The organism is Glutamicibacter sp. FBE19, from assembly GCF_015524875.1.
In the GTDB taxonomy this organism is placed as follows: domain Bacteria; phylum Actinomycetota; class Actinomycetes; order Actinomycetales; family Micrococcaceae; genus Glutamicibacter; species Glutamicibacter halophytocola.
Map to the genome: position 1 here is coordinate 24,528 of NZ_JACKQN010000014.1, position 18,251 is coordinate 42,778.

The 18,251-nt window shown below is 63.0% G+C and carries 20 protein-coding genes and 1 tRNA gene; 8 read left to right on the top strand and 13 right to left on the bottom strand.

Annotated elements, in window-relative coordinates; all coding sequences use genetic code 11:
• Positions 1 to 3 precede the first annotated feature (3 nt).
• From H6F58_RS16890 to H6F58_RS16900, 3 genes are all read right to left on the bottom strand, one after another.
• On the bottom strand, positions 4 to 633 hold the full coding sequence (locus H6F58_RS16890; protein WP_060700242.1) for a hypothetical protein: 630 nt from the start codon (positions 631 to 633) through the stop codon (positions 4 to 6).
• A 221-nt stretch (positions 634 to 854) separates the two neighbouring features.
• Positions 855 to 2,066, bottom strand: a complete 1,212-nt coding sequence (locus H6F58_RS16895; protein ID WP_257745740.1) for an MFS transporter — start codon at positions 2,064 to 2,066, stop codon at positions 855 to 857.
• 62 nt (positions 2,067 to 2,128) lie between these two features.
• Positions 2,129 to 2,794 carry a hypothetical protein gene (locus H6F58_RS16900; RefSeq protein ID WP_060700243.1) on the bottom strand — a complete coding sequence of 222 codons (666 nt, stop codon included), beginning with the start codon at positions 2,792 to 2,794 and terminating at the stop codon, positions 2,129 to 2,131.
• Positions 2,795 to 2,954: 160 nt separating this feature from the next.
• On the opposite strand from H6F58_RS16900, the gene H6F58_RS16905 reads away from it, so the two are divergent.
• Positions 2,955 to 3,027, top strand: a tRNA-Lys gene (locus H6F58_RS16905).
• A gap of 222 nt (positions 3,028 to 3,249) precedes the next feature.
• Here the strand turns inward: H6F58_RS16905 and H6F58_RS16910 are convergent.
• The 7 genes from H6F58_RS16910 to H6F58_RS16940 all read right to left on the bottom strand — a co-directional run bounded on the left by H6F58_RS16910 (position 3,250) and on the right by H6F58_RS16940 (position 9,008).
• Positions 3,250 to 3,840, bottom strand: coding sequence for a dienelactone hydrolase family protein (locus H6F58_RS16910; RefSeq protein WP_060700244.1), 591 nt, complete (start codon positions 3,838 to 3,840; stop codon positions 3,250 to 3,252).
• A gap of 20 nt (positions 3,841 to 3,860) precedes the next feature.
• Positions 3,861 to 4,112 (bottom strand): hypothetical protein, encoded by a 252-nt coding sequence (locus H6F58_RS16915; RefSeq protein ID WP_060700245.1) that lies wholly within the window; start codon positions 4,110 to 4,112, stop codon positions 3,861 to 3,863.
• Between the two features lie 75 nt (positions 4,113 to 4,187).
• Positions 4,188 to 5,792, bottom strand: coding sequence for an ABC-F family ATP-binding cassette domain-containing protein (locus H6F58_RS16920; RefSeq protein WP_195182208.1), 1,605 nt, complete (start codon positions 5,790 to 5,792; stop codon positions 4,188 to 4,190).
• 210 nt (positions 5,793 to 6,002) lie between these two features.
• On the bottom strand, positions 6,003 to 6,821 hold the full coding sequence (locus H6F58_RS16925; RefSeq protein ID WP_348536411.1) for a CPBP family intramembrane glutamic endopeptidase: 819 nt from the start codon (positions 6,819 to 6,821) through the stop codon (positions 6,003 to 6,005).
• Positions 6,822 to 6,925: 104 nt separating this feature from the next.
• A complete protein-coding gene (locus H6F58_RS16930; protein ID WP_171918988.1) occupies positions 6,926 to 7,627 on the bottom strand; it encodes a class I SAM-dependent methyltransferase in 702 nt (233 codons plus the stop codon).
• 59 nt (positions 7,628 to 7,686) lie between these two features.
• Positions 7,687 to 8,658, bottom strand: a complete 972-nt coding sequence (locus tag H6F58_RS16935; RefSeq protein ID WP_171918989.1) for an SRPBCC family protein — start codon at positions 8,656 to 8,658, stop codon at positions 7,687 to 7,689.
• Positions 8,659 to 8,669: 11 nt separating this feature from the next.
• On the bottom strand, positions 8,670 to 9,008 hold the full coding sequence (locus H6F58_RS16940) for a helix-turn-helix domain-containing protein (protein ID WP_060703242.1): 339 nt from the start codon (positions 9,006 to 9,008) through the stop codon (positions 8,670 to 8,672).
• A 204-nt stretch (positions 9,009 to 9,212) separates the two neighbouring features.
• Here H6F58_RS16940 and H6F58_RS16945 point away from each other — a divergent pair, with 204 nt between their 5' ends.
• From H6F58_RS16945 to H6F58_RS16975, 7 genes are all read left to right on the top strand, one after another.
• Positions 9,213 to 9,812, top strand: coding sequence for a TetR/AcrR family transcriptional regulator (locus H6F58_RS16945; RefSeq protein WP_075972378.1), 600 nt, complete (start codon positions 9,213 to 9,215; stop codon positions 9,810 to 9,812).
• A complete protein-coding gene (locus tag H6F58_RS16950) occupies positions 9,812 to 11,590 on the top strand; it encodes an alpha/beta fold hydrolase (RefSeq protein ID WP_060700250.1) in 1,779 nt (592 codons plus the stop codon). The genes H6F58_RS16945 and H6F58_RS16950 overlap by 1 nt, the downstream gene beginning before the upstream one ends.
• A gap of 93 nt (positions 11,591 to 11,683) precedes the next feature.
• The gene (locus tag H6F58_RS16955) at positions 11,684 to 12,904 is read left to right on the top strand and encodes a GAF domain-containing protein (RefSeq protein WP_060700251.1); all 1,221 of its coding nucleotides are present in this window, start codon (positions 11,684 to 11,686) and stop codon (positions 12,902 to 12,904) included.
• A gap of 113 nt (positions 12,905 to 13,017) precedes the next feature.
• Positions 13,018 to 14,541, top strand: coding sequence for an aldehyde dehydrogenase (gene adh, locus H6F58_RS16960; protein WP_060700252.1), 1,524 nt, complete (start codon positions 13,018 to 13,020; stop codon positions 14,539 to 14,541).
• Positions 14,542 to 14,691: 150 nt separating this feature from the next.
• Positions 14,692 to 15,723: an alcohol dehydrogenase AdhP gene (gene adhP, locus H6F58_RS16965; RefSeq protein WP_060700253.1), complete on the top strand. Its 1,032-nt coding sequence runs from the start codon at positions 14,692 to 14,694 to the stop codon at positions 15,721 to 15,723.
• A 136-nt stretch (positions 15,724 to 15,859) separates the two neighbouring features.
• On the top strand, positions 15,860 to 16,273 hold the full coding sequence (locus H6F58_RS16970) for a DUF779 domain-containing protein (protein WP_146277307.1): 414 nt from the start codon (positions 15,860 to 15,862) through the stop codon (positions 16,271 to 16,273).
• Positions 16,274 to 16,282: 9 nt separating this feature from the next.
• Positions 16,283 to 16,696 carry a VOC family protein gene (locus H6F58_RS16975; protein WP_060700254.1) on the top strand — a complete coding sequence of 138 codons (414 nt, stop codon included), beginning with the start codon at positions 16,283 to 16,285 and terminating at the stop codon, positions 16,694 to 16,696.
• A 14-nt stretch (positions 16,697 to 16,710) separates the two neighbouring features.
• Here the strand turns inward: H6F58_RS16975 and H6F58_RS16980 are convergent, their stop codons facing one another.
• The 3 genes from H6F58_RS16980 to H6F58_RS16990 form a co-directional block, all read right to left on the bottom strand.
• Complete coding sequence (locus H6F58_RS16980; protein WP_171919950.1) at positions 16,711 to 16,872, bottom strand: hypothetical protein; 162 nt, start codon at positions 16,870 to 16,872, stop codon at positions 16,711 to 16,713.
• Between the two features lie 19 nt (positions 16,873 to 16,891).
• Positions 16,892 to 17,170, bottom strand: a complete 279-nt coding sequence (locus tag H6F58_RS16985; RefSeq protein WP_060700255.1) for a metal-sensitive transcriptional regulator — start codon at positions 17,168 to 17,170, stop codon at positions 16,892 to 16,894.
• A 226-nt stretch (positions 17,171 to 17,396) separates the two neighbouring features.
• Positions 17,397 to 18,248, bottom strand: coding sequence for a sulfite exporter TauE/SafE family protein (locus H6F58_RS16990; protein WP_257745743.1), 852 nt, complete (start codon positions 18,246 to 18,248; stop codon positions 17,397 to 17,399).
• Between the last annotated feature and the right edge of the window lie 3 nt (positions 18,249 to 18,251).

Genomic DNA, 18,251 nt, shown 5'->3' on the forward strand with positions numbered 1-18,251 from the left:
GCCTTAGGACTCCTTGACCAGCACGCGGCCGAGGTGATCGGCGAACTGGCGCAGGGTGTTGGCGGTCAGCATCAGCTGGTCAGCAACCAGCTGATGCCGATGAATGGTGCTTGCCTTGGAAAAATTGGCGATCTCATGGCCCCACACCAGATGGGTGCGCGAGGCGCGCTTGGAGAACTGCAGCATCTGCAGCCAATGATCTTCCAGGTCATCAAGGTTGTTCAGCCGCTGCACCGCATCGGAGGCCAGTTCCGCGAGCTGCGAGATCAATTCCAGCTGCTCCGAGGAACGCTCCGAGAGCGGGGTGGAGCCAACGGTCATGATCAGCTCGCCGGTGCCGCGCAGATGCTCCATGGTTTCGTGCAGGAAGCGCGAGAGCGCATACATGTCCTCGCGCGGCAGCGGGCTGACATAGCTGGTTCGCAGGTGGGTCATCACCGCGTGCACCAGGTCGGAAGCTTCGGCCTCGGCGCCGGCCAGATCACGCAGGCGCTCGGAACGGGTGCTCGGGCTGCCGATCATTTCGGCCACGCTCTCCACCGATCCACGGATAGTGGTGGTCAACGCGCGAAGCAGCTCGATGCCACGCGAGGAGGAGGGAAAGACCTGGAACTTCACTTTTGGGCGCACCATTCGGATCGACTGCTTCGGGTACCAACGCAGAACAGTTTACGACGTGGAAGTTAACGCCGGGGTTTGATGATGTCGGACCGGGAACGCCTCTCGGCGGAAGGCCGCTCGAAGCGGCAGAATTTTGGAGCCCGGGGTTACCAGCGGCCCGACACCGCTACCTAGTTTTCTCGCCCAACGCCCCTGCTGTCAACCACAGCGGCCGGTGCGTGCGTTTTCTCACGCTAATGGCGCAGATTCTTTTCTGCCCCGCTCAAGCACAATAGCGCGCAACAGAACCACACCGCGCCAGCCGGCCCCAAGCCGGCGGCCACGGTGCTCGAAATCACCGGCAAAGCCACTTGTCCGAGCCGGTTTCCCATCAATCGCACGGCCAACGCCGCACCTCGGTCCACCGGTGGCACCGAGGTGGAAATCATCGTCATTGTCATCGGCTGGCCCAGCCCCAGGAAGAAGCCGCCAATGAGCAAGGCGAGGCCGGAAGCCCACAGCACGTCGATGAAGACCGGGGCCAGCGCGATGGAAACCCCGGCGACATACAGGCTGGTCACCAGCAAATCCCGGCGCTCGAAATGCGCGGAGAGTTTCGGGATGAACAACCTGGACACCACCGAGGCGCAACCCCGGATGGCCAAAAGCACACCGACTGCAGCCGGTGTGACGTTATGTTTCTCGGCGACCAGCGGCAGGAAAGCGGTGAGGATGTCCAGCATGGACAGCAGCGTCATCGACGCGAAGATATGCGATGCCATGCCCTTGATCCGCAGCACCGAGCCAATTGACGCCGAGGAGCGCTCCGGTGAGGCAGCCGACACCGACTTGGAAACCCGCGGCTGCCAATTCGGGAGCAGGAACGGCACCGCCAGCAATGCGGCGCCCATGCCGATCCACAAGGACAGGCTGATATCCGCGATTCGTTCCGCCGACACGGCATCGGTGCCCGAACCCAGCACCATGCCGGCGATCAGCGGGCCGATGAACTGCCCGGCGGCATAGGCGGCGGTAAACCAGCCGAAGCCCTTGTCAAGGTCGCTGTCCGGGAAATACCGGGCAATGGAGGACTGGCCGCCGATGGTGAACATCAAATGCCCCAAGCCCAGCACGGCGCTGGCCAGTGCCACCGCCAGCGCGTTGGGGGCGAGATTAATGCCCAGGCCGCCAACGGCGATGAGACCCACGCCGGCGACCATCAGGAATCGAATCCGGCGGATGCGCGAACTGACCCGACCCAGCATCATGGCGGTGAACAGCGGAAGGATCGCGTAGGCTGCGGTCACCGCGCCCACGGTGAAGGAACCTGAACCGAAGGAGATGAGCTTATAGGTGGTGACCGGCCGAACGAGGTTCAATGCGGTCTGCGAAAGCAGCCCGGTGGCGATCAGGATCACCAGCCAGCGCATGATCCCCGAAGAGCTCGCTTTCGATCCGGCGACCACGCGCACCTGCCTAAAATTGCGGGACTAGTTCCTCATCCATCCTAGAACTCCGATCCGGGATTTCAGTCCAACGCGTCTTGCCGCCACAGCCGGGCACAAATTTCCAGGTCGTCGGCGGTCTTGCTCAAGGCCCGGGCTTGCTGGGTCAGCTTGGTCCCGCGTTCGCTATTGGACAGGTCAGCGGCGTCTGCGTGCTCGGTCATGCCCAGCACCAGCACCCGGCAATAAGCCGCGGTGCGTTCCAGCGCGTGGGCAAAGTCTCCATCAAAAGCGCCGGAAAGAATCGACCCGGTCATCTTCTTCAGCTCTTCAGCCGTCGGCGGCTCGGCAACGCCGGCAACGATGCGTTCCACCTGCGCGCGGTGGGCACCGGCTTGGAAGCGGGCCGAGTGCACTTCGGGCTTGCCCATGGTCGCCGCGCGTACTGCGTACAGCCTCCACAGGGCCCCGGGCAGCGAATGGGCCGGCGCCTCGCTCCACAGCTCAGCCAGGACTTCCAGGCCCTCGTCTTCTGCCACCGCGATCAGCCGGTGGGACACTTCCGGATCATTGTTCTCGATGCCCCGGCGCACAAAGGCCTGGGCTGAAAGGTGGGCGGCTTCCGAAACGCGCGCCGGATCGGCCCCGCCTTCGTAGGGCTCGAATTCCTCTGGCGCGAATGGGCGTGGTTTGTGATGGCGGTATCCGGCATCCTGGGCAACTTTAGATCCTGCGCGTGCACCTTTCATGGGCTCAAGAATACTCGCTGAACCTTGGTGCTTCGTTAACGGGTGTTGCGCCTCATATCGCCCGGGATTCAGCAGGTTTTAACGCCAGCGCACCGGCGGAAACCGCCGATTAATACTCATGCGGTTCCATCGGGTAGTATGGATTTTGGCCTTGTGCCGTGCGCCTTTAGCTCAGCTGGTAGAGCACTGGACTTTTAATCCATTGGTCGCGGGTTCGATCCCCGCAGGGCGCACAAAAAATGAAATAGGATCCAGCTTGCTCCTGCAAGCTGGATCCTATTTCGTCTTAACAGCGGGGCTGGGGAGGCCGCCCAGCCAGATGGGCCAACAACGGGTGCTTTGGTGCATTTTGAGCGTCCCGGATATAAGAGCCTGAATCAGCGGGCAACCTTGGAGCCGCCGATTCGCCATTGGCCGCCCAAGCTCATCTTCAGGAACTTCGGCGTCCCCAGCACTCAGGCGTAGGGCTCCAGGAACTTGATCATGCGCTCCATGACCAAGGCGCGAGCTTCGGGGTCGTGGGAACGCAACGAGCTATCGGTAAACAGGTGCTTGTTTCCGGGGTAGGTGAACAGCTGGGCCAGCTCCCGGCCTTCGCCTTGCGCAAAGTCCTGCGCCGCTTCCAGATCGCCTTCCTTGGCGAAGAATGGATCCTCGTCCATGCCATGGATCTGCACCGGAACATTTTCCGGCCATGGGCCGAAGCTCCATTCAGCGTCCAGGCCCACAAAGGATTCGAGCAGGATGGCGGCTACCGCCCCGGGACGCTGCTGCGCGCACTGCTGGGCCAGCGCTGCGCCCCACGAAGTGCCGATGTAGACCAGTTCTTCGGGCAATTTGCTGAACAGCTTGTCAACGCGTTCCTGGATCTTGTCTTCGCTGAGCTTGTTGGCCATGCGGATGCCGGCCTCAAGATCCTTGGGCAGCTTGCCCGCGAACAGGTCCAGGGTGTGAACCGCATGCCCCGCGGCACGCAATTGCGCTGCCATTGCCTGGACTCCGGGGGTAAGCCCTTGGACGTGGTGGAACAAGACAATGGTTGCCATGGCAGTACTCCTAGGGGTCTCTAGCGTTCGTCGACGAGATTGTTGATGCGCCGGGGCAGATGCTCAAGAGCTGCATCCCAGCCGGGCATTTGGCTGTTGATTTCCACGCTGTAGCCCTCAACCAGCATGAATTCAGCGCAGGTGAGGGCATCCTGGCCGGAGCCGGTTTCATAGATGAAGGCGCGTTTGATGTCCTGCCAGAGCAGGGTTGCGGACTGGTCGATCACGAGGCCGGTATTGACGACTTCGACGGTGCGCTGGGGATAGGACATGGTCAACTTGCTTTCGGGGTCCTCGGCGGTGTGCTTTGAACAAGTCTAGACCGGCAGCACACCGCCGTGGGGGAATCATGCCGGATTCGGGTAGGACTTCACCAAGCTCCCATGCGGGCCTACCTCCAGCAAATAGTCCAGATCCAGCTGCGACAAGAAATGCTGATCGTGGCTGACCACCAGCAACGCACCCTTGTAGGCGCCCAGCGCTTCGCCGAGCTGGCGCACGCTGTCCATATCCAGATTATTCGTGGGCTCGTCGAGGATGAGCAGCTGCGCGGCGGGTTCTGCCAGCAGCAGCGTCGCCAGATATACCCGGAAGCGCTCGCCGCCGGAAAGCACCGCCAGCGGCCGGTCGGCGCTGGAGCCGCGCAACAGCAACCGGGCCAGCATGTTGCGCACGTGATTCGCGGTGGCCTTGGGCGCCACGGCGGCCACATTGTCCATGGCGCTCAACTCCTCGTCCAAGCCGTCCAAGCGCTGGGGCAGATATCCAATCCGGTCCAGGAAGAGCTTTCCGCCCAGCGAGGGCCCGGCATCAACTCCTGCGAGCATCGCCTTGAGCAGCGTGGTTTTCCCCGAGCCGTTGGGTCCGACAAGGCCCACTCGTTCTGCTCCCTGGATGATGAACTGGCGATCGGCCGAACCGAGCATCGCCACTTGCTTGCCCGAGGGCAGCAGCGGATCGGCCAACTCGATGTTGATGTGCTCGACCTGCCGCACCCGCTGATCGGCATCATCGAGCCTGGCTTGGGCGGAATCGACCTTGCCATCCAGGTTGGAGCGCATCTTTCCCGCGTTGGCCTCGGATTTCTGGCGAAGGTGGTTGGCCAGGATCTTGGGCATTCCGCCGGAAAGCTGGACGGCCCGTCCCTGGCGCTTGGCACGCGCCAGCTTCGTTTCGGCTTCGACCCGCTGGCGCTTTTCCACCTTCAAGGATGCCTGGGCGGTTCTGGCTGCCTGCTGCGCCGCCTGCTGCTCGGTTTCGAGCTGCTCGCGGTAGGCGCTGAAAGGGCCGCCGAAAACACTGAGTTCCCCGTCGTGCAGCTCCACCGTATGCTCCATGAGCTCGAGCAGCTCGATATCGTGGCTCACCACGACCAAGGTGCCCTTCCACGTGCGCACCATATCGTAGAGCAGCTCACGGGTTGGCCGATCGAGGTTATTCGTGGGTTCGTCGAGCAGCGTGATGGGCGAGTCCGCCAGGCGCAGGCCGAGCACAGCCAGCAGCATTGTTTCCCCGCCCGATAACGTGGCTATCTCGCGGCCCAGGTCCAGGCCGCCAAAGCCCAGCGGAGCCAGCTCAGCCCGGACCCGGGCTTCCACATCCCAGTTCGCGCCGACCGCATCGAAATCCGCCGGATCGACACTGCCCGATTCGATGGCTTCGATCGCGGCCAGGACTCGATGAATCCCGAGCAGCTGCGCGACGGTGGTGTCCTGCTCCAAAGCCAGGGTTTGCGGAAGATAGCCCAGTGGCGCGTTGGCTTCCGCGGTCCCGCTGGTGGGCCGCAACTGCCCGGCGATCAATTTCAGCAACGTCGATTTGCCGCTGCCATTGGCGCCGATCAATCCGGTCCGGCCGGAGGGAAATGTGCCGTCCACATGGGCCAGGGCGCGTTCCCCCGAGGGCCAGGCGAAACTGAGGTTCTTCAGGGTGATAGGTGGTGTCAAAGACATGCAGGGTCCTCCCACGATGGTGCAGGGGCCGCCGGCTTGGGGAATCACGGAACTGGCTCAACCTTCAAGGGGAGCCGGAAAGAAATGGATACCGAAGCCGGTAGCCGAAATGAACAAGGTGCACCGGTCAGAATCGGCGCGTGGTCATTGGCTGGCTTAGTAGGTATCCATGCCATCGAGTGTAGCAGGGAGGAACTCGGGCGGTAACCCCTAGTAAAGGAAGACCGGAAGCCATTCCCGGTTGTGAGCGTGAACCAGCGCGAGGAACAGGACTAGGTCGAAGATCAGGTGCACCGAAACGACATAGGACAGGGATTTGGTCAGTTTGAAGGTGTAGCCCTGCAACAGCGCGAAGGGGAAAGTCAGCAGCGGGCCCCAGGATTGGTAGCCGATCTCCCAGAGGAAGGAGCAGAAGATTACCGCCTGCAGGATATTTGCCTGCCAGTCGGGGAAGTGCTGACGTAGCAGGGTGAATGCGGTGCAGATGAAGAACAACTCATCCCAGATGCCTACGGCATTCACGCCGAGCAAAAGCCGCCAGAAAACCGCTGGTTCTGAGGCATCCGGCCAGTTCCGGTAAACGCCGGTGCTGATCAGGTACACCGGGAGGATGAGGTAGCCCATGGCCACGACGCCCAGCAGGTACAGCCGGGCGGCCGCCGGCCACCGGCGTCCGGTGTTCACCGGGAACCTGATGATCTCTTCGCGCCATAGGCGACGCGAGGCAACCGTTGGAACCAGCACCGCCAGCGTCAGCACGCCGCCCATCAACGCCATATGCCCCAGGCTCAGGTCCGCATTGAGCGGCACCAGGCTGATGACCACCAACCCGGCCGCGATCAGCGCCAGATGCCGGGCAAACCTGTGCCCAATGAGCACCGCCAGAAGCAGGGCCAGAACCAGCAGGCCGTAGCCGGACACCTCGCTGCCGATGCCGAAGAGCAGCACCCCGGAGGCCGAGAGCAGCGCCGCCGGCAGCAGCTTCCAGCTCAGCGCAGGGCGGGGTGGATCGGTCGGAATCTGGCTCACGCACCCAAGCATGCCAGCATCGGCGGACCAAAGACAGTGGCTTAAAGCCTTCCGGCCCGCATCCATGGGTGGATGCGGGCCGAAAAGCCAAAGCTGCGGAAGTGCTACTTGAAGGCGCGGTGCACCGCGACGATGCCGCCGGTCAGATTGCGGTATTCCACATTCTCCCAGCCGACGTTGAGGAATTTGGTGCCCAGGTCTTCCTGGTTCGGCCACGCCGCGATGGATTCGGCCAGGTAGGCGTACGCGGTCGGGTTTGGCGATACCAGGTAGCCCAGCGCCGGGATGACGCGCGGCAGGAATTGCTGGTAGGCCACCTTGATCGGGGCCACCGTCGGGGTGGAGAACTCGGCGACGACGATGCGCCCGCCAGGCTTGGTCACGCGGCGCATTTCGGACAGCGCCTTTTCGGTGTCGTCGATATTGCGCAGCCCATAGGAAATGGTGACCGCATCAAAGGTGCCATCCTCGAAGGGCAGCTCGTGGGCGTCGCCGTAGACGAAGTCCAGCTGCGGGTAGCGCTTGCGCCCCTCGGCGAGCATGCCGTTGGACATGTCGCAGGCGGTCACCTTCGCGCCGGCCTCGGCCAGCGGGACCGAGGAGGTTCCGGTGCCGGCGGCCAGGTCGAGGATGCGCTCGCCGGGCTTCGGCGCGATGGCCTCGGTGGTGATCTTGCGCCAGTAGTTCACAATGCCGCCGGTCATCAAGGTATTGAGCAAGTCGTAGCGTGGAGCCAGCTTGTCGAACATGTCCTGAACCTGATCGGCCTTCTTGTCCAGGCCTGCGCGCGCGTTATGAGAACTCATGCTTCCAAGTGTTTCATATTTGCGCGCGCCTCGGCGCCGGATGTGGGGCGAATCGCCAACTAGAGGATCGATTCGAGCCGGGCGTAGCTTGCCTCCATTCCGTCGGTCATTCCGGTGGCGAGCACCATGTCGCGGGTTTGCGCGTCCGGGTAGGTGATGAGGACGGTCAGCAGGGTGCCGCCCTCGTTGGGTGTCAGCGTCAACTCGTTCACCGTGGCCGGGTACTGGGTGTCGATCATTTGCTCCGTGGTCCGCTCGTAGGACCGGGGCAGCGTTTCAAGCACGGTTCCGGTGAATCCAAAGCCCGAGCCGGCCTCGGCCGAGAGCGGTTCCCACCAGTATCGGTAGGTTTCCCCGGCCTCTTGCGCCGTCACGCATTCGGTCATCTGCCATCCGTCAGGGCCGAGCATCCAGCGCTTCATGAGCTGCTCGTCATGGTGGGCCCGCCAGACTTGCTCGACCGTCCCGCGAACCAGGCGGGTGATGCGCACCTGCGTGTCCGACAGGATCTGCGTATCGGTGCCGAAATTCTGGGCGTAGTTGCGCAGGTCCATCAGGACCTGTTCGATCTGGCTCATGGCCGAACGGGTGCCATCGATCATGCCCATTTCCACGACCTGTTCCAGTTCCTCGGCGGAATCGAAGGCGGCGGTAATGGTCAGTTTTGATCCTTCGGCGGTCGGGTCGAAGGAAAAGACCATGCGGTTGACCGGCAAATCGGAGTTCGGGGTGCCGTCGGCATGCGCAAAGCCGTCGCTGACTTCGAAGAATTTGTGCTCGACGACTTCGTGCCAGAGCCAATAGCCGTGGAATTCTTCGCCTTCGGGCGAGGTCATGTGGTAGTTGGAACGGCCGCCGGGCGTTGCATCGTGGCGGGTGAACGTTGCCGGGTATTCGACCGGTCCCCAGAACTTCTCGATCTGCCGGGCGTCCAGGTAGGCGTCCCAGAGCCGGGAAACCTTGACCGGGAATTCGGCGTGGACGGTGAGCGAGAGTGCTTCGGGATCTTTGACTACGGATGTGACAGGCATGGGAATGCTCCTTATGTGTCCTCGTCGGCGAGGAAATCATCGAGCCGGCTGATGCGCTGGCGCCAGATGTCTTCGAGGGAAGAGAGTAGTTCTTGTGCGTGCCGGATGGTGTCCGGCTGCCCGCGAACTATGCGTTCGCGGCCACGTGCGATTTTTATGACCAGGCCAGCGGCCTCCAGCGCTGCGACGTGTTTCTGGACGGCTGCAAAAGACATGTCGTAGCTTGCGGCAAGTTCCGAAACGCTCACCTCGGCGTGAAGGGTCCGCCGCACGATATCTCGTCGTGTGGCGTCGGCCAAGGCGCGGAAGACCTTGTTTGTCTGTTCTTCGCTCAACTCATATACAACCATTTGGTTGTATATTACCCCCATGATGCGACGTGAGTAAAGGGGTGGAGCAAAATTGATTGCCAGTAGTCTACTTGTCGCCTATATTTCTTAGCGGGAAATAGATGACTTGTCTCCCGTCGGGCAGTGATCCAGGGCTATTGCGCCGCACGAGCCGCTCGCGAGGCCGGGTTGCCAAAATATATAGACTGGTCTATTTTTAACTCCATGACTTCCAAAGGGGACCTCACCAAGGCACGGCTCGCGCAGTCCATGCTTGAACTCATCCAGGCCAGCGGCTACAGCGGCACCGGCCTCAACGCCGTGATCGAGCACGCCTCAGCACCAAAGGGATCGGTCTATTTCCACTTTCCCGATGGGAAGGAGGAGCTGGGGGTCGCCGCGGTAGCACTGGCCGCCAAGCAATTCGAGGCCATGATCATCCAGGCTGCCCAGAGCGCAGGCGGTGCTGGCGAAGCGGCCAAGCTCGCTATCCAAGCGCTGGCCGCGATCATCAGCGACAGCGGCTTCCGCTTAGGCTGCCCGGTCTCGGTGGTGACCTTGGAAATGGGGGATTCAAGCGAACGCCTGCGGCAGGCCTGCGCCACAGCTTTCGAATCATGGATCGCCCCGACCGCCGCCCTGCTCGAAGCCGACGGGGTGGATCGCGCTCAAGCAAAGTCCCTTGCAACGGTGATCGTCTCGACCATCGAAGGGGCGGCCATCCTTTCCCGGGCGATGAAAAACACGCAGCCGCTGCTGGCTGCGGCGGACGCCGTAGGGGAGCTCATCGGCCTGCGCCGCCAGGGCGAAGGGACACAAAGCTGATGCACGGCACGGATTTTCGCCGGGTACTGGTCTTCGGGGCATCGGGGCTGATCGGACGGCACCTCATCCTTGCCCTGCTGGAAGCCGGAGCGCAGGTGACAGCAGCCGTCCGGAGTCCTGAATCTGCAGCAAGGCTCAAAAAATGGCTGGACCTGCACGGCGCGGCACCAGGGATCAAGACGGCGATCGTAGACTTCGGCGCCCCCGAAATCCTGGCCGGCGGACCGGCAGCGTTCGCCGATATCACCGAAATCCACAATTGCGCCGGAACCTACCGATTCGGCATGAGCGCGCAAGAAGCCCGCAGCGCCAACGTCGGCATCGTCGAGAAGCTGATGGATTTTGCCGCAGCGCTGCCTGAGCTGCAGCGCATCGTGCATATCTCCGGATATCGCGTTGGCGGGCAGGATCCCTCGCTCGCTGGGTGGTCGCAAGAGCGCCGCGATCGGCTCTACCGGACACTTGGCGCGTACGAAGCCTCCAAGGTGGAGTCCGACGCGGTATTCCAGGCTCTGGGCAACGAACGCGGAATTCCTTGGAGCATCCTCAATCCGGCGAGCGTCATCGGCCACAGCATTACCGGGGAAACAGATCAGCACATTGGGCTGGCCAGCACCATTGAACAACTCTGGGAAGGGAAAACCGCTGCCCTGCCCGCAGGCGACTCGACTTTCCTGCCGGTGCTCACCGTCGACTACATGGCCGCGTTCATGCAGGCCGTGGCTATCGCGCCGGAGGCAATCGGCACATCCTATTGGCTGTTGGATGACGCCACCGCGCCGCTGGGGCAACTGCTGGCCAGCACCGGCCGCCATCTTGGCGCGAAAGTTCCCAAGCTGCGCTTGCCCGTGGGGCTTATCAAGGCGCTTCCTTCATGGATTACCAAAGCCGATCCGGAAACGCTGCATTTCATGTCCGCGGATCGCTATCCGACCGGGCCCGCGATCGAATTCGCCAACCGGCATGGACTCCAGATGCCTGATGCCGGCCTCTCGCTGGAGCGCTGGGCCGACTATCTGGCCGCACACCGATTCGGAGCCGCACCAGCTGATGCACGCCGCTTTGTCGATGTCGGGGGAGTGAAAACCTTTGAACTGGGCGACCGCGAGGCGCGCAAGCTGATCTTCCCTGGACTTCCGGTGAATGCCGATACGTGGGCCGGCGTGGCCCAGGGAATTGGAGGAAGGGCCGTTGACCTGCCAGGCCTTGGGCTCAGTGGCGGGAAGGGCATCGCGGATTGGGACCGCTGGCTCGCCGCCCTTCTGGAAGGTGGCCCGGTGGACCTGATCGGGCACTCCATCGGAGCAGCCGCCGCGGTGCTCGCCGCCGATCAGCACCCAGGCAAGGTCCGCTCCTTGACCTTGGTCGCGCCGTTCTTCTTGCAAGGGCCCGCAGACAGGACGGCGAAGATCCAGCCGCTGGTTCGAAGCTATTTGCGCCATGCCAGCGCGGCACGGCTCTCCCGCCAATTGACCGGAAGCGCGGCGAGCTGCGCGGCCTTGGCCACCAGCGCCAGCGATCTGTTGCGAAGTTCCGCCGCAGCGGCAGCTGCGCACCTGGCCCTGGCAAGTTCCGGGCAATGGCGCGGGGAATTGCGGGAGGCGCTCGATCGCTATGACGGGCCGCTGAGCGTGATCTGGGGAACCGATGACCCGTTGCTGCCCTCGGCAATCGAGCATCTGGAGTCCAGGCCCGAGGTGGAACTGCAGGCCCTTCCCTCCGCGGGGCACCACCTGCAGCTCACCCACGAGGATGCCCTGGTCGACCTGTTGAAGTAGCGGCTGGAACTGGGCTCTTCTCAAGTTCCCGCCCTTCGCCTAGTCTGGTGGGAACCGCACAGAACCATCTTTCCAGCGAAGTGAAGGGGGAGCATGGGCGCGTCAGCCATCGACTGGTCCAACGCAAATCTGCGTGCGCAAAAAGCCCGCGAGCTGCTCTCCTCGAAGGAAGCTGGAATCAGCGACCTCCCGTTGCGCAATGACGTGCGGGAATCCTGGAGGCGGTCGCTGGCCCAAGCGAGCTCAGTCCAGGGCCCGCCGGTATTGAGCAATGACAGGCTGCGCCTTGCGCGTGAACGCAGCGAGCTGCAGCGGATCTGGCCCGTGTTCGAGAAACTGCTGGTCCCGGCCGCGACCGATGCCAACCTTCTGGTCGCCCTCGCTGACGCCGGGGGAACCTTGCTGTGGGTGGCGGGAAGCAATGGCTCGATGAGCCAAGCCGAGCATGTGGGCTTCACGGCCGGTGCCGACTGGGCGGAACAGTCCGTGGGCACCTCCGCGCCCGGCATGGCATTGGCCACTGGTTCCGGATCGCAGGTTTCAGGGGCGGAGCATCTGTATGAGCAGGCCCAGCAGTACAGCTGTTCGGCTGTGCCCATTCGGGATCCGCGCACCGGACAGGTGATTGGCGCCATCGACCTGACCGGTGGGCCGGAGGCCATCGCAACGCACTCGCTGCCGCTTTTGCAAGCGGCCGTCATGGCGGCAGAAACCCAGCTGCTGCTTCCCGGGGCCGGGGTGGTGGCCGATCCCGATTACCTGGACCTGGGCCGCCCGGACGGCGCGCACCTCGGATCCTGCCCCGTCTCCCTGCGCCACGCCGAGATCCTGGCGCTTTTGGCGCAGCATCGCGATGGCTTATCCAGCGCCCAGCTGGTTGACGAGCTTTTCGAGCGGCCAGATGCCGCCGCTGAAGGCACGGTCCGTGCCGAAATGGTCCGGCTGCGCAAGGTCCTGGCTTCATCCCCGGGCCGATCGCTGACCTCGCGCCCGTACCGGTTGCAATGGGAACTCCAAACGACCATCGGGCGCCTGTGGAGCGCGCTGGAAAGCGGCGATATCGAAACTGCCCTGCAGCTGTATTCCCCGGGAATGCTCGAGCGATCGCAAGCACCGGGCATCCTCGCCTTGCGCTACCGCGCAGAGGCCGCGCTGCGCGAACTGGTGATGGACCGGGGCAGCGCCCAGCAACTGCTGAATCTCGGCCGCCAACTCGCCGATTCCAATTTGCTGCGCGCCGCCTTGCGCGAGCTTCCCGCCAGCTCTCCAGCACGCTCGCTGATCGTGGCCGAGATCCAGGGGCTCGAAGCCTAGAGGCCCGGACTGGGTTGCAACCTGACTGCAACGTAGCTGTGGCTAAAGTCTCACTCAAGAGGCTGCGGGGCCGAATCCGCGGCATCAGGTACTGACAAAGGAGTCACGCAGCCATGAGCGTTTACGCAAACCCGAATACCGACGGCGCGCTGGTCGATTTCAAGCCGCGCTACGAGAACTACATTGGCGGGCAATGGGTCGCCCCGTCCAAGGGCATGTACTTCGAGAACGTCACCCCGGTGACCGGCAAGGTCTTCTGCGAGGTGGCCCGCTCCACCGCCGAGGACATCGAGATCGCCCTGGATGCGGCCCATGCGGCGGCTGGCGCCTGGGGCAAAACCAGCCCGGCGCAGCGCGCGGTGATCCTGAACAAGATCGCCGACCGCATCGAGGAGAACCTCGAAATGCTGTCCGTGGCCGAAACCTGGGACAACGGCAAGGCCATCCGCGAATGCCTGAACGCCGACCTCCCGCTGGCGGTGGACCACTTCCGCTACTTCGCCGGAGCCATCCGCGCCCAGGAGGGCAGCCTCTCCCAGCTGGACGATGACACCACCGCCTACCACTACCATGAGCCGCTGGGCGTGGTCGGGCAGATCATCCCGTGGAACTTCCCGCTGCTCATGGCCGTGTGGAAGCTCGCCCCGGCGCTGGCCGCCGGCAACGCGATCGTGCTCAAGCCCGCCGAGCAGACTCCGGTCTCCATCCTGGTGCTCATGGAACTGATCGGCGACCTGCTGCCCGCCGGCGTGCTGAACGTGGTCAACGGCTTCGGCGTGGAAGCGGGCAAGCCGCTGGCATCCAACAAGCGCATCCGCAAGATCGCCTTCACCGGCGAGACCACCACCGGCCGGCTGATCATGCAGTATGCCTCGGAGAACCTGATCCCGGTGACCCTGGAGCTGGGCGGAAAGTCCCCGAACATCTTCTTCGAGGACATCGCCGCCAAGGACGACGCCTTCTACGACAAGGCCCAGGAAGGGTTCACCCTGTTCGCGCTGAACCAGGGCGAGGTCTGCACCTGCCCATCGCGCGCGCTGATCCAGGAGAGCATCTACGAGCGCTTCATGGGAGATGTGGTGGCCCGCACCAAGGCCATCAAGCAGGGCCACCCGCTGGATACCGACACCATGATGGGTGCCCAGGCCTCCAACGACCAGCTGGAGAAGATCCTCTCCTACATGGAGATCGGCAAGGCCGAAGGCGCCAAGGTGCTGCTCGGCGGCGGGCGCGCGGACCTGGGCGGGGAACTGTCCGGAGGCTACTATGTACAGCCGACCATTTTCGAGGGCACCAATGACATGCGCATCTTCCAGGAGGAGATCTTCGGACCGGTGGTCGCGGTGACCAGGTTCAAGGACTACAACGACGCGATCTCCATCGCCAACGACACCCTCTACGGGCTGGGCTCGGGCGTGTGGAGCCGCAACGGCAACGTGGCCTACCGCGCCGGCCGGGCCATCCAGGCCGGACGCGTCTGGGTCAACCAGTATCACGCCTACCCGGCGCACTCGGCCTTCGGCGGGTACAAGTCCTCGGGCATCGGGCGCGAAAACCACCTGATGATGCTCGATCACTACCAGCAGACCAAGAACCTGCTTGTCTCCTACTCGGAGGACAAGCTCGGCTTCTTCTAAGCCGGAATAACTGCCACAGGCACTATCAAAAGTACGTAGACCTCAAAGGTGCGGGGTCAACACCGATAACAACCGGGACTCGATTAGCCTCATTTCCCGGAAGCTATCCGTTGCCCCGCACCTTTGAAAGCCATGCAAAGGACAAAGTACATGAGCACGATGAAAGCTGCAATAGTTGAAGGTTTCGGCGAAGAGTTTCAGGTAAAGGACGCTGCGATTCCGCAACCGGGCCCCGGTCAAGTGCTGGTCAAGCTGATTGCCTCCGGCGTTTGCCATACGGATCTTCACGCTGCCGAAGGTGACTGGCCAGTCAAGCCCAAGCTGCCATTGATCCCGGGGCATGAAGGCGTGGGAACTGTTGAGAAGCTTGGCGAAGGAGTCACCGAAGTCGCGGTGGGCGACTTGATTGGCAATGCCTGGCTCGCCAGTGCTTGCGGTCATTGCCAATACTGCCGAACCGGTTGGGAGACACTGTGCGAGGCCCAAACCAACGGCGGGTATTCGGTGGACGGATCGTTCGGCCAGTACATGCTGGTCGATGCGCGTTATGCGGCGCGCATCCCTGAAGGCTCAGACCCCCACGAAATTGCTCCGGTGCTGTGCGCGGGGGTGACGGTGTACAAGGGGCTGAAGATGACCGAAGTCAGGCCCGGCCAGTGGGTCGCCATCTCGGGCATTGGAGGGCTGGGGCATATTGCGGTGCAGTACGCAGTAGCCATGGGAATGCGCGTCATCGCCATTGACGTGGCTGACGACAAGTTGGCATTGGCTGCTAAACACGGTGCAGAAATTACAGTAAATGCCTTCGCCCAAGATCCTGCTGAAGTGATCCAGGAAAAGATTGGCGGAACACACGGCGTGCTCGTGACCGCTGTCCACCCCAAGGCGTTTGGGCAGGCGATCGGCATGACTCGCCGTGGCGGAACTATTGTGTTCAACGGGCTGCCAGCCGGTGACTTCCCGGCCCCGATCTTCGACATCGTGCTCAAGGGTCTGACTATCCGCGGTTCGATCGTCGGAACCCGACAGGACATGATCGAGGCGCTGGACTTCTACGCCGCGGGAAAGATCAAACCGACATTCCACACACGGCCCCTGGACGACATTAATGCAGTCTTCGATGAGATGCGCCATGCCAAGATCGATGGCCGCGTGGTGATCGACTACACCGGAGAAAAATAGTCGCGACCGCTTGCCCGTGCCTGGCAGCCGTCCCCTTTCGGCGGCCAGGCTCGGGCATTGGCGTGTGCCCAGCACCGTGGACTGCATTGATCAAATGGAGGACACTGGCAACAACAACTTCACGCAGGAGCGAATCATGAGTACCGCGAGAGAAACCAAGGCGACCATCGATGGGGAAAGCTTCTCCCGGGTGGCTTTCACCCCCGAGGCCTTGGAACTGCTGCGCAAGCTCTGGGGGATCCATGGCCCGCTGATGTTCCACCAATCCGGTGGCTGCTGCGACGGCTCCTCGCCCATGTGCTATCCGGCCGGAGAATTCCGCACCGGCGGCTCGGATATCCTGCTCGGCCTGCTTCCCTTGGATGATGGGCAGGGCCAATCACTGGGCGAGATCGAATTCTGGATGTCCAAGGAGCAGTTCGAGTATTGGAAGCACACCAAGCTGACCGTTGATGTGGTGGCCGGGCGCGGCTCCGGGTTCTCGGTAGAGGCCCCGGAAGGCAAGCGCTTCCTGATCCGCAGTCAGATCATAGAATTCCCCTCCAGCTAGGAGCGACTGATGCAAGGTCCCAAGGTCTATATCCATTTCCCGGGCACCGCCCGCGAAGCGCTGGGCTTCTACGCCGGCATTTTTGGCGGCGAGCTCGCGCTGTACACCCTTGAGGAGTTCAACCGCACCGATGGCGACCCGCAGGCCATCGCCCATGGCGAGCTCAATGGCGTGGTTTGCTTGGCCGGCTCCGATGCCTCCGGGGAGGACCGGCCATTTCGCTCCGAGGGAATGATGCTTTCGCTGCTGGGCACCGCGGAACCGGCGGTGCTGCACCGGTGGTTCGACCAGCTTGGCGCCTCGGGCGAAGTGATCGACCCGCTCTCGGTGAAGCCCTGGGGCGCGAGCGACGGGCAGGTGCGCGACCGCTATGGGCTGCACTGGCTGATCGGCTACGAAGGCGCCGAGGCAGCGCAGAAATAGCGCTTGCCTCCTTTTTACCTGCCGAACAGGCGGGCGAGGAAGCCCTTCTTCGCCTCGTTCCCGTGGCCGGCGCAACGATCCTTGACTGGAACGCCGCGCATGACGGAATCAACGTGCTGGCCACAGCCAGCCCAGGTGGTCTTCTGGCAGATCTTGCACTGAACCTGGCGGCACATGATTTCTCCTTGGTGTTGGCTATGAAAGGGAAAGGAAGAGCTTTTCGAGCTCTTCGACGCTCAGGCCGTCCTCTTCTTCGGAGGCCTTCTGCGGGTCGGCGATGCAGTACTGCATCGCGGTGGATACTATGGCGAATCCGGCGCGGTCCAGCGCGGTGGACACTGCAGCAAGCTGCGTGACCACTTCCCTGCAGGATCCGTCGGTTTCCACGGCGTTGATCACCGCATCGAGCTGGCCGCGGGCGCGCTTGAGCCGGTTGAGGATTCGCTTGCGGGTTGCTTCATCAGCGGTGCGCATCAATTGCTCCTTGTGTTGGTGCCGTGGTCCTCCAGCGCGGTGAGCAGCTGTTCGAACGCAACAGGGTTCAGTGCTCCGGGTCCTGAATGTACAAGTATTCCATTTCTTGAACGCCATCAGCGTCGGGACCGCGGCAATTTGCCTGGCCTTGGCCAGCCCCGGCTGGATTTTCGTGCTGGCCTTTCCGAAGGCGATGTCCAGGTGGAATCGGCGATGTCTGCGGGTTTCATGATCTAGCTGCTCTCAGGGCTAGCCGGCAGTTGGGCATCACGAGGCAGGCTGTACCGAGCAGGCTGGCCGCGCCTGCGACAGCGAGGACGGCGATGCCAGCAGGCGCTGGCAGTTCCTGGGTCAGCACGAAGACGCCCATCGCCAGCACGAACCATCCGAAGCTTCGGCGCAGCGCTTTCTCGTTGATGCGGTGGGCCAGGCGTGCGCCGGCCAGCGAACCGAGGATCGCGGCAGCCACCAGCCCAGCGGACAATGGCACGTTCACTGCTGCCGAGGCTGCCTGCCCGGCCACGCCGGCAACCGAATTCAAGGCGATGACCAGCAGTGAGGTCCCGACTGCCTGCCCCATGGGCAATCCCGCCAGCAGCACCAGTGCTGGAACGATCAGGAACCCGCCACCGGCGCCGAGCAGACCGGTAAGCAGCCCAATGCCCAGGCCGATCGGGAGGACCAGCAAGCCAGGCAGCGTGCGCGCTGGCTGCTTGCGGCCGCGGATCATGCCCAGGGCGCTGGCTATCATGATCCCCGCGAACCCGGCCATCAGCACGGCGGCAGGGATGCCCTTGGCCAGCATCCCGCCGGCATATGCTCCGATCATGCTCACTGCAGCCAGGGCCACGCCGGGGCCAAAGCGCACATTCTTCTTGAATGCATGGGGAACCAGGGTGGCCGCCGAGGTCGCGCCCACTACCAGCAAGGAAGTGGCGATCGATTCGTGGGCCGGCATTTTGGCCATGTAGCTGAGCAGCGGAACCATCAGAATCGACCCTCCGCCTCCAAACAGCCCCAGGCTCAGCCCCACCAGGACGGTAGCGGCCAAGGTCATGATCAGCACGGAGGTTGCCACTGC

Coding starts and splice junctions, on each gene's coding strand:
- H6F58_RS16915 (WP_060700245.1), bottom strand. CDS start 4,112: ATGTCCTATCCCCAGCGCACCGTCGAAGTCGTCAATACCGGCCTCGTG.
- adhP (WP_060700253.1), top strand. CDS start 14,692: ATGAGCACGATGAAAGCTGCAATAGTTGAAGGTTTCGGCGAAGAGTTT.
- adh (WP_060700252.1), top strand. CDS start 13,018: ATGAGCGTTTACGCAAACCCGAATACCGACGGCGCGCTGGTCGATTTC.
- H6F58_RS16970 (WP_146277307.1), top strand. CDS start 15,860: ATGAGTACCGCGAGAGAAACCAAGGCGACCATCGATGGGGAAAGCTTC.
- H6F58_RS16930 (WP_171918988.1), bottom strand. CDS start 7,627: ATGAGTTCTCATAACGCGCGCGCAGGCCTGGACAAGAAGGCCGATCAG.
- H6F58_RS16890 (WP_060700242.1), bottom strand. CDS start 633: ATGGTGCGCCCAAAAGTGAAGTTCCAGGTCTTTCCCTCCTCCTCGCGT.
- H6F58_RS16910 (WP_060700244.1), bottom strand. CDS start 3,840: ATGGCAACCATTGTCTTGTTCCACCACGTCCAAGGGCTTACCCCCGGA.
- H6F58_RS16985 (WP_060700255.1), bottom strand. CDS start 17,170: ATGCGCACCGCTGATGAAGCAACCCGCAAGCGAATCCTCAACCGGCTC.
- H6F58_RS16945 (WP_075972378.1), top strand. CDS start 9,213: ATGACTTCCAAAGGGGACCTCACCAAGGCACGGCTCGCGCAGTCCATG.
- H6F58_RS16900 (WP_060700243.1), bottom strand. CDS start 2,794: ATGAAAGGTGCACGCGCAGGATCTAAAGTTGCCCAGGATGCCGGATAC.
- H6F58_RS16980 (WP_171919950.1), bottom strand. CDS start 16,872: ATGTGCCGCCAGGTTCAGTGCAAGATCTGCCAGAAGACCACCTGGGCT.
- H6F58_RS16950 (WP_060700250.1), top strand. CDS start 9,812: ATGCACGGCACGGATTTTCGCCGGGTACTGGTCTTCGGGGCATCGGGG.
- H6F58_RS16920 (WP_195182208.1), bottom strand. CDS start 5,792: ATGTCTTTGACACCACCTATCACCCTGAAGAACCTCAGTTTCGCCTGG.
- H6F58_RS16940 (WP_060703242.1), bottom strand. CDS start 9,008: ATGGTTGTATATGAGTTGAGCGAAGAACAGACAAACAAGGTCTTCCGC.
- H6F58_RS16975 (WP_060700254.1), top strand. CDS start 16,283: ATGCAAGGTCCCAAGGTCTATATCCATTTCCCGGGCACCGCCCGCGAA.
- H6F58_RS16955 (WP_060700251.1), top strand. CDS start 11,684: ATGGGCGCGTCAGCCATCGACTGGTCCAACGCAAATCTGCGTGCGCAA.
- H6F58_RS16935 (WP_171918989.1), bottom strand. CDS start 8,658: ATGCCTGTCACATCCGTAGTCAAAGATCCCGAAGCACTCTCGCTCACC.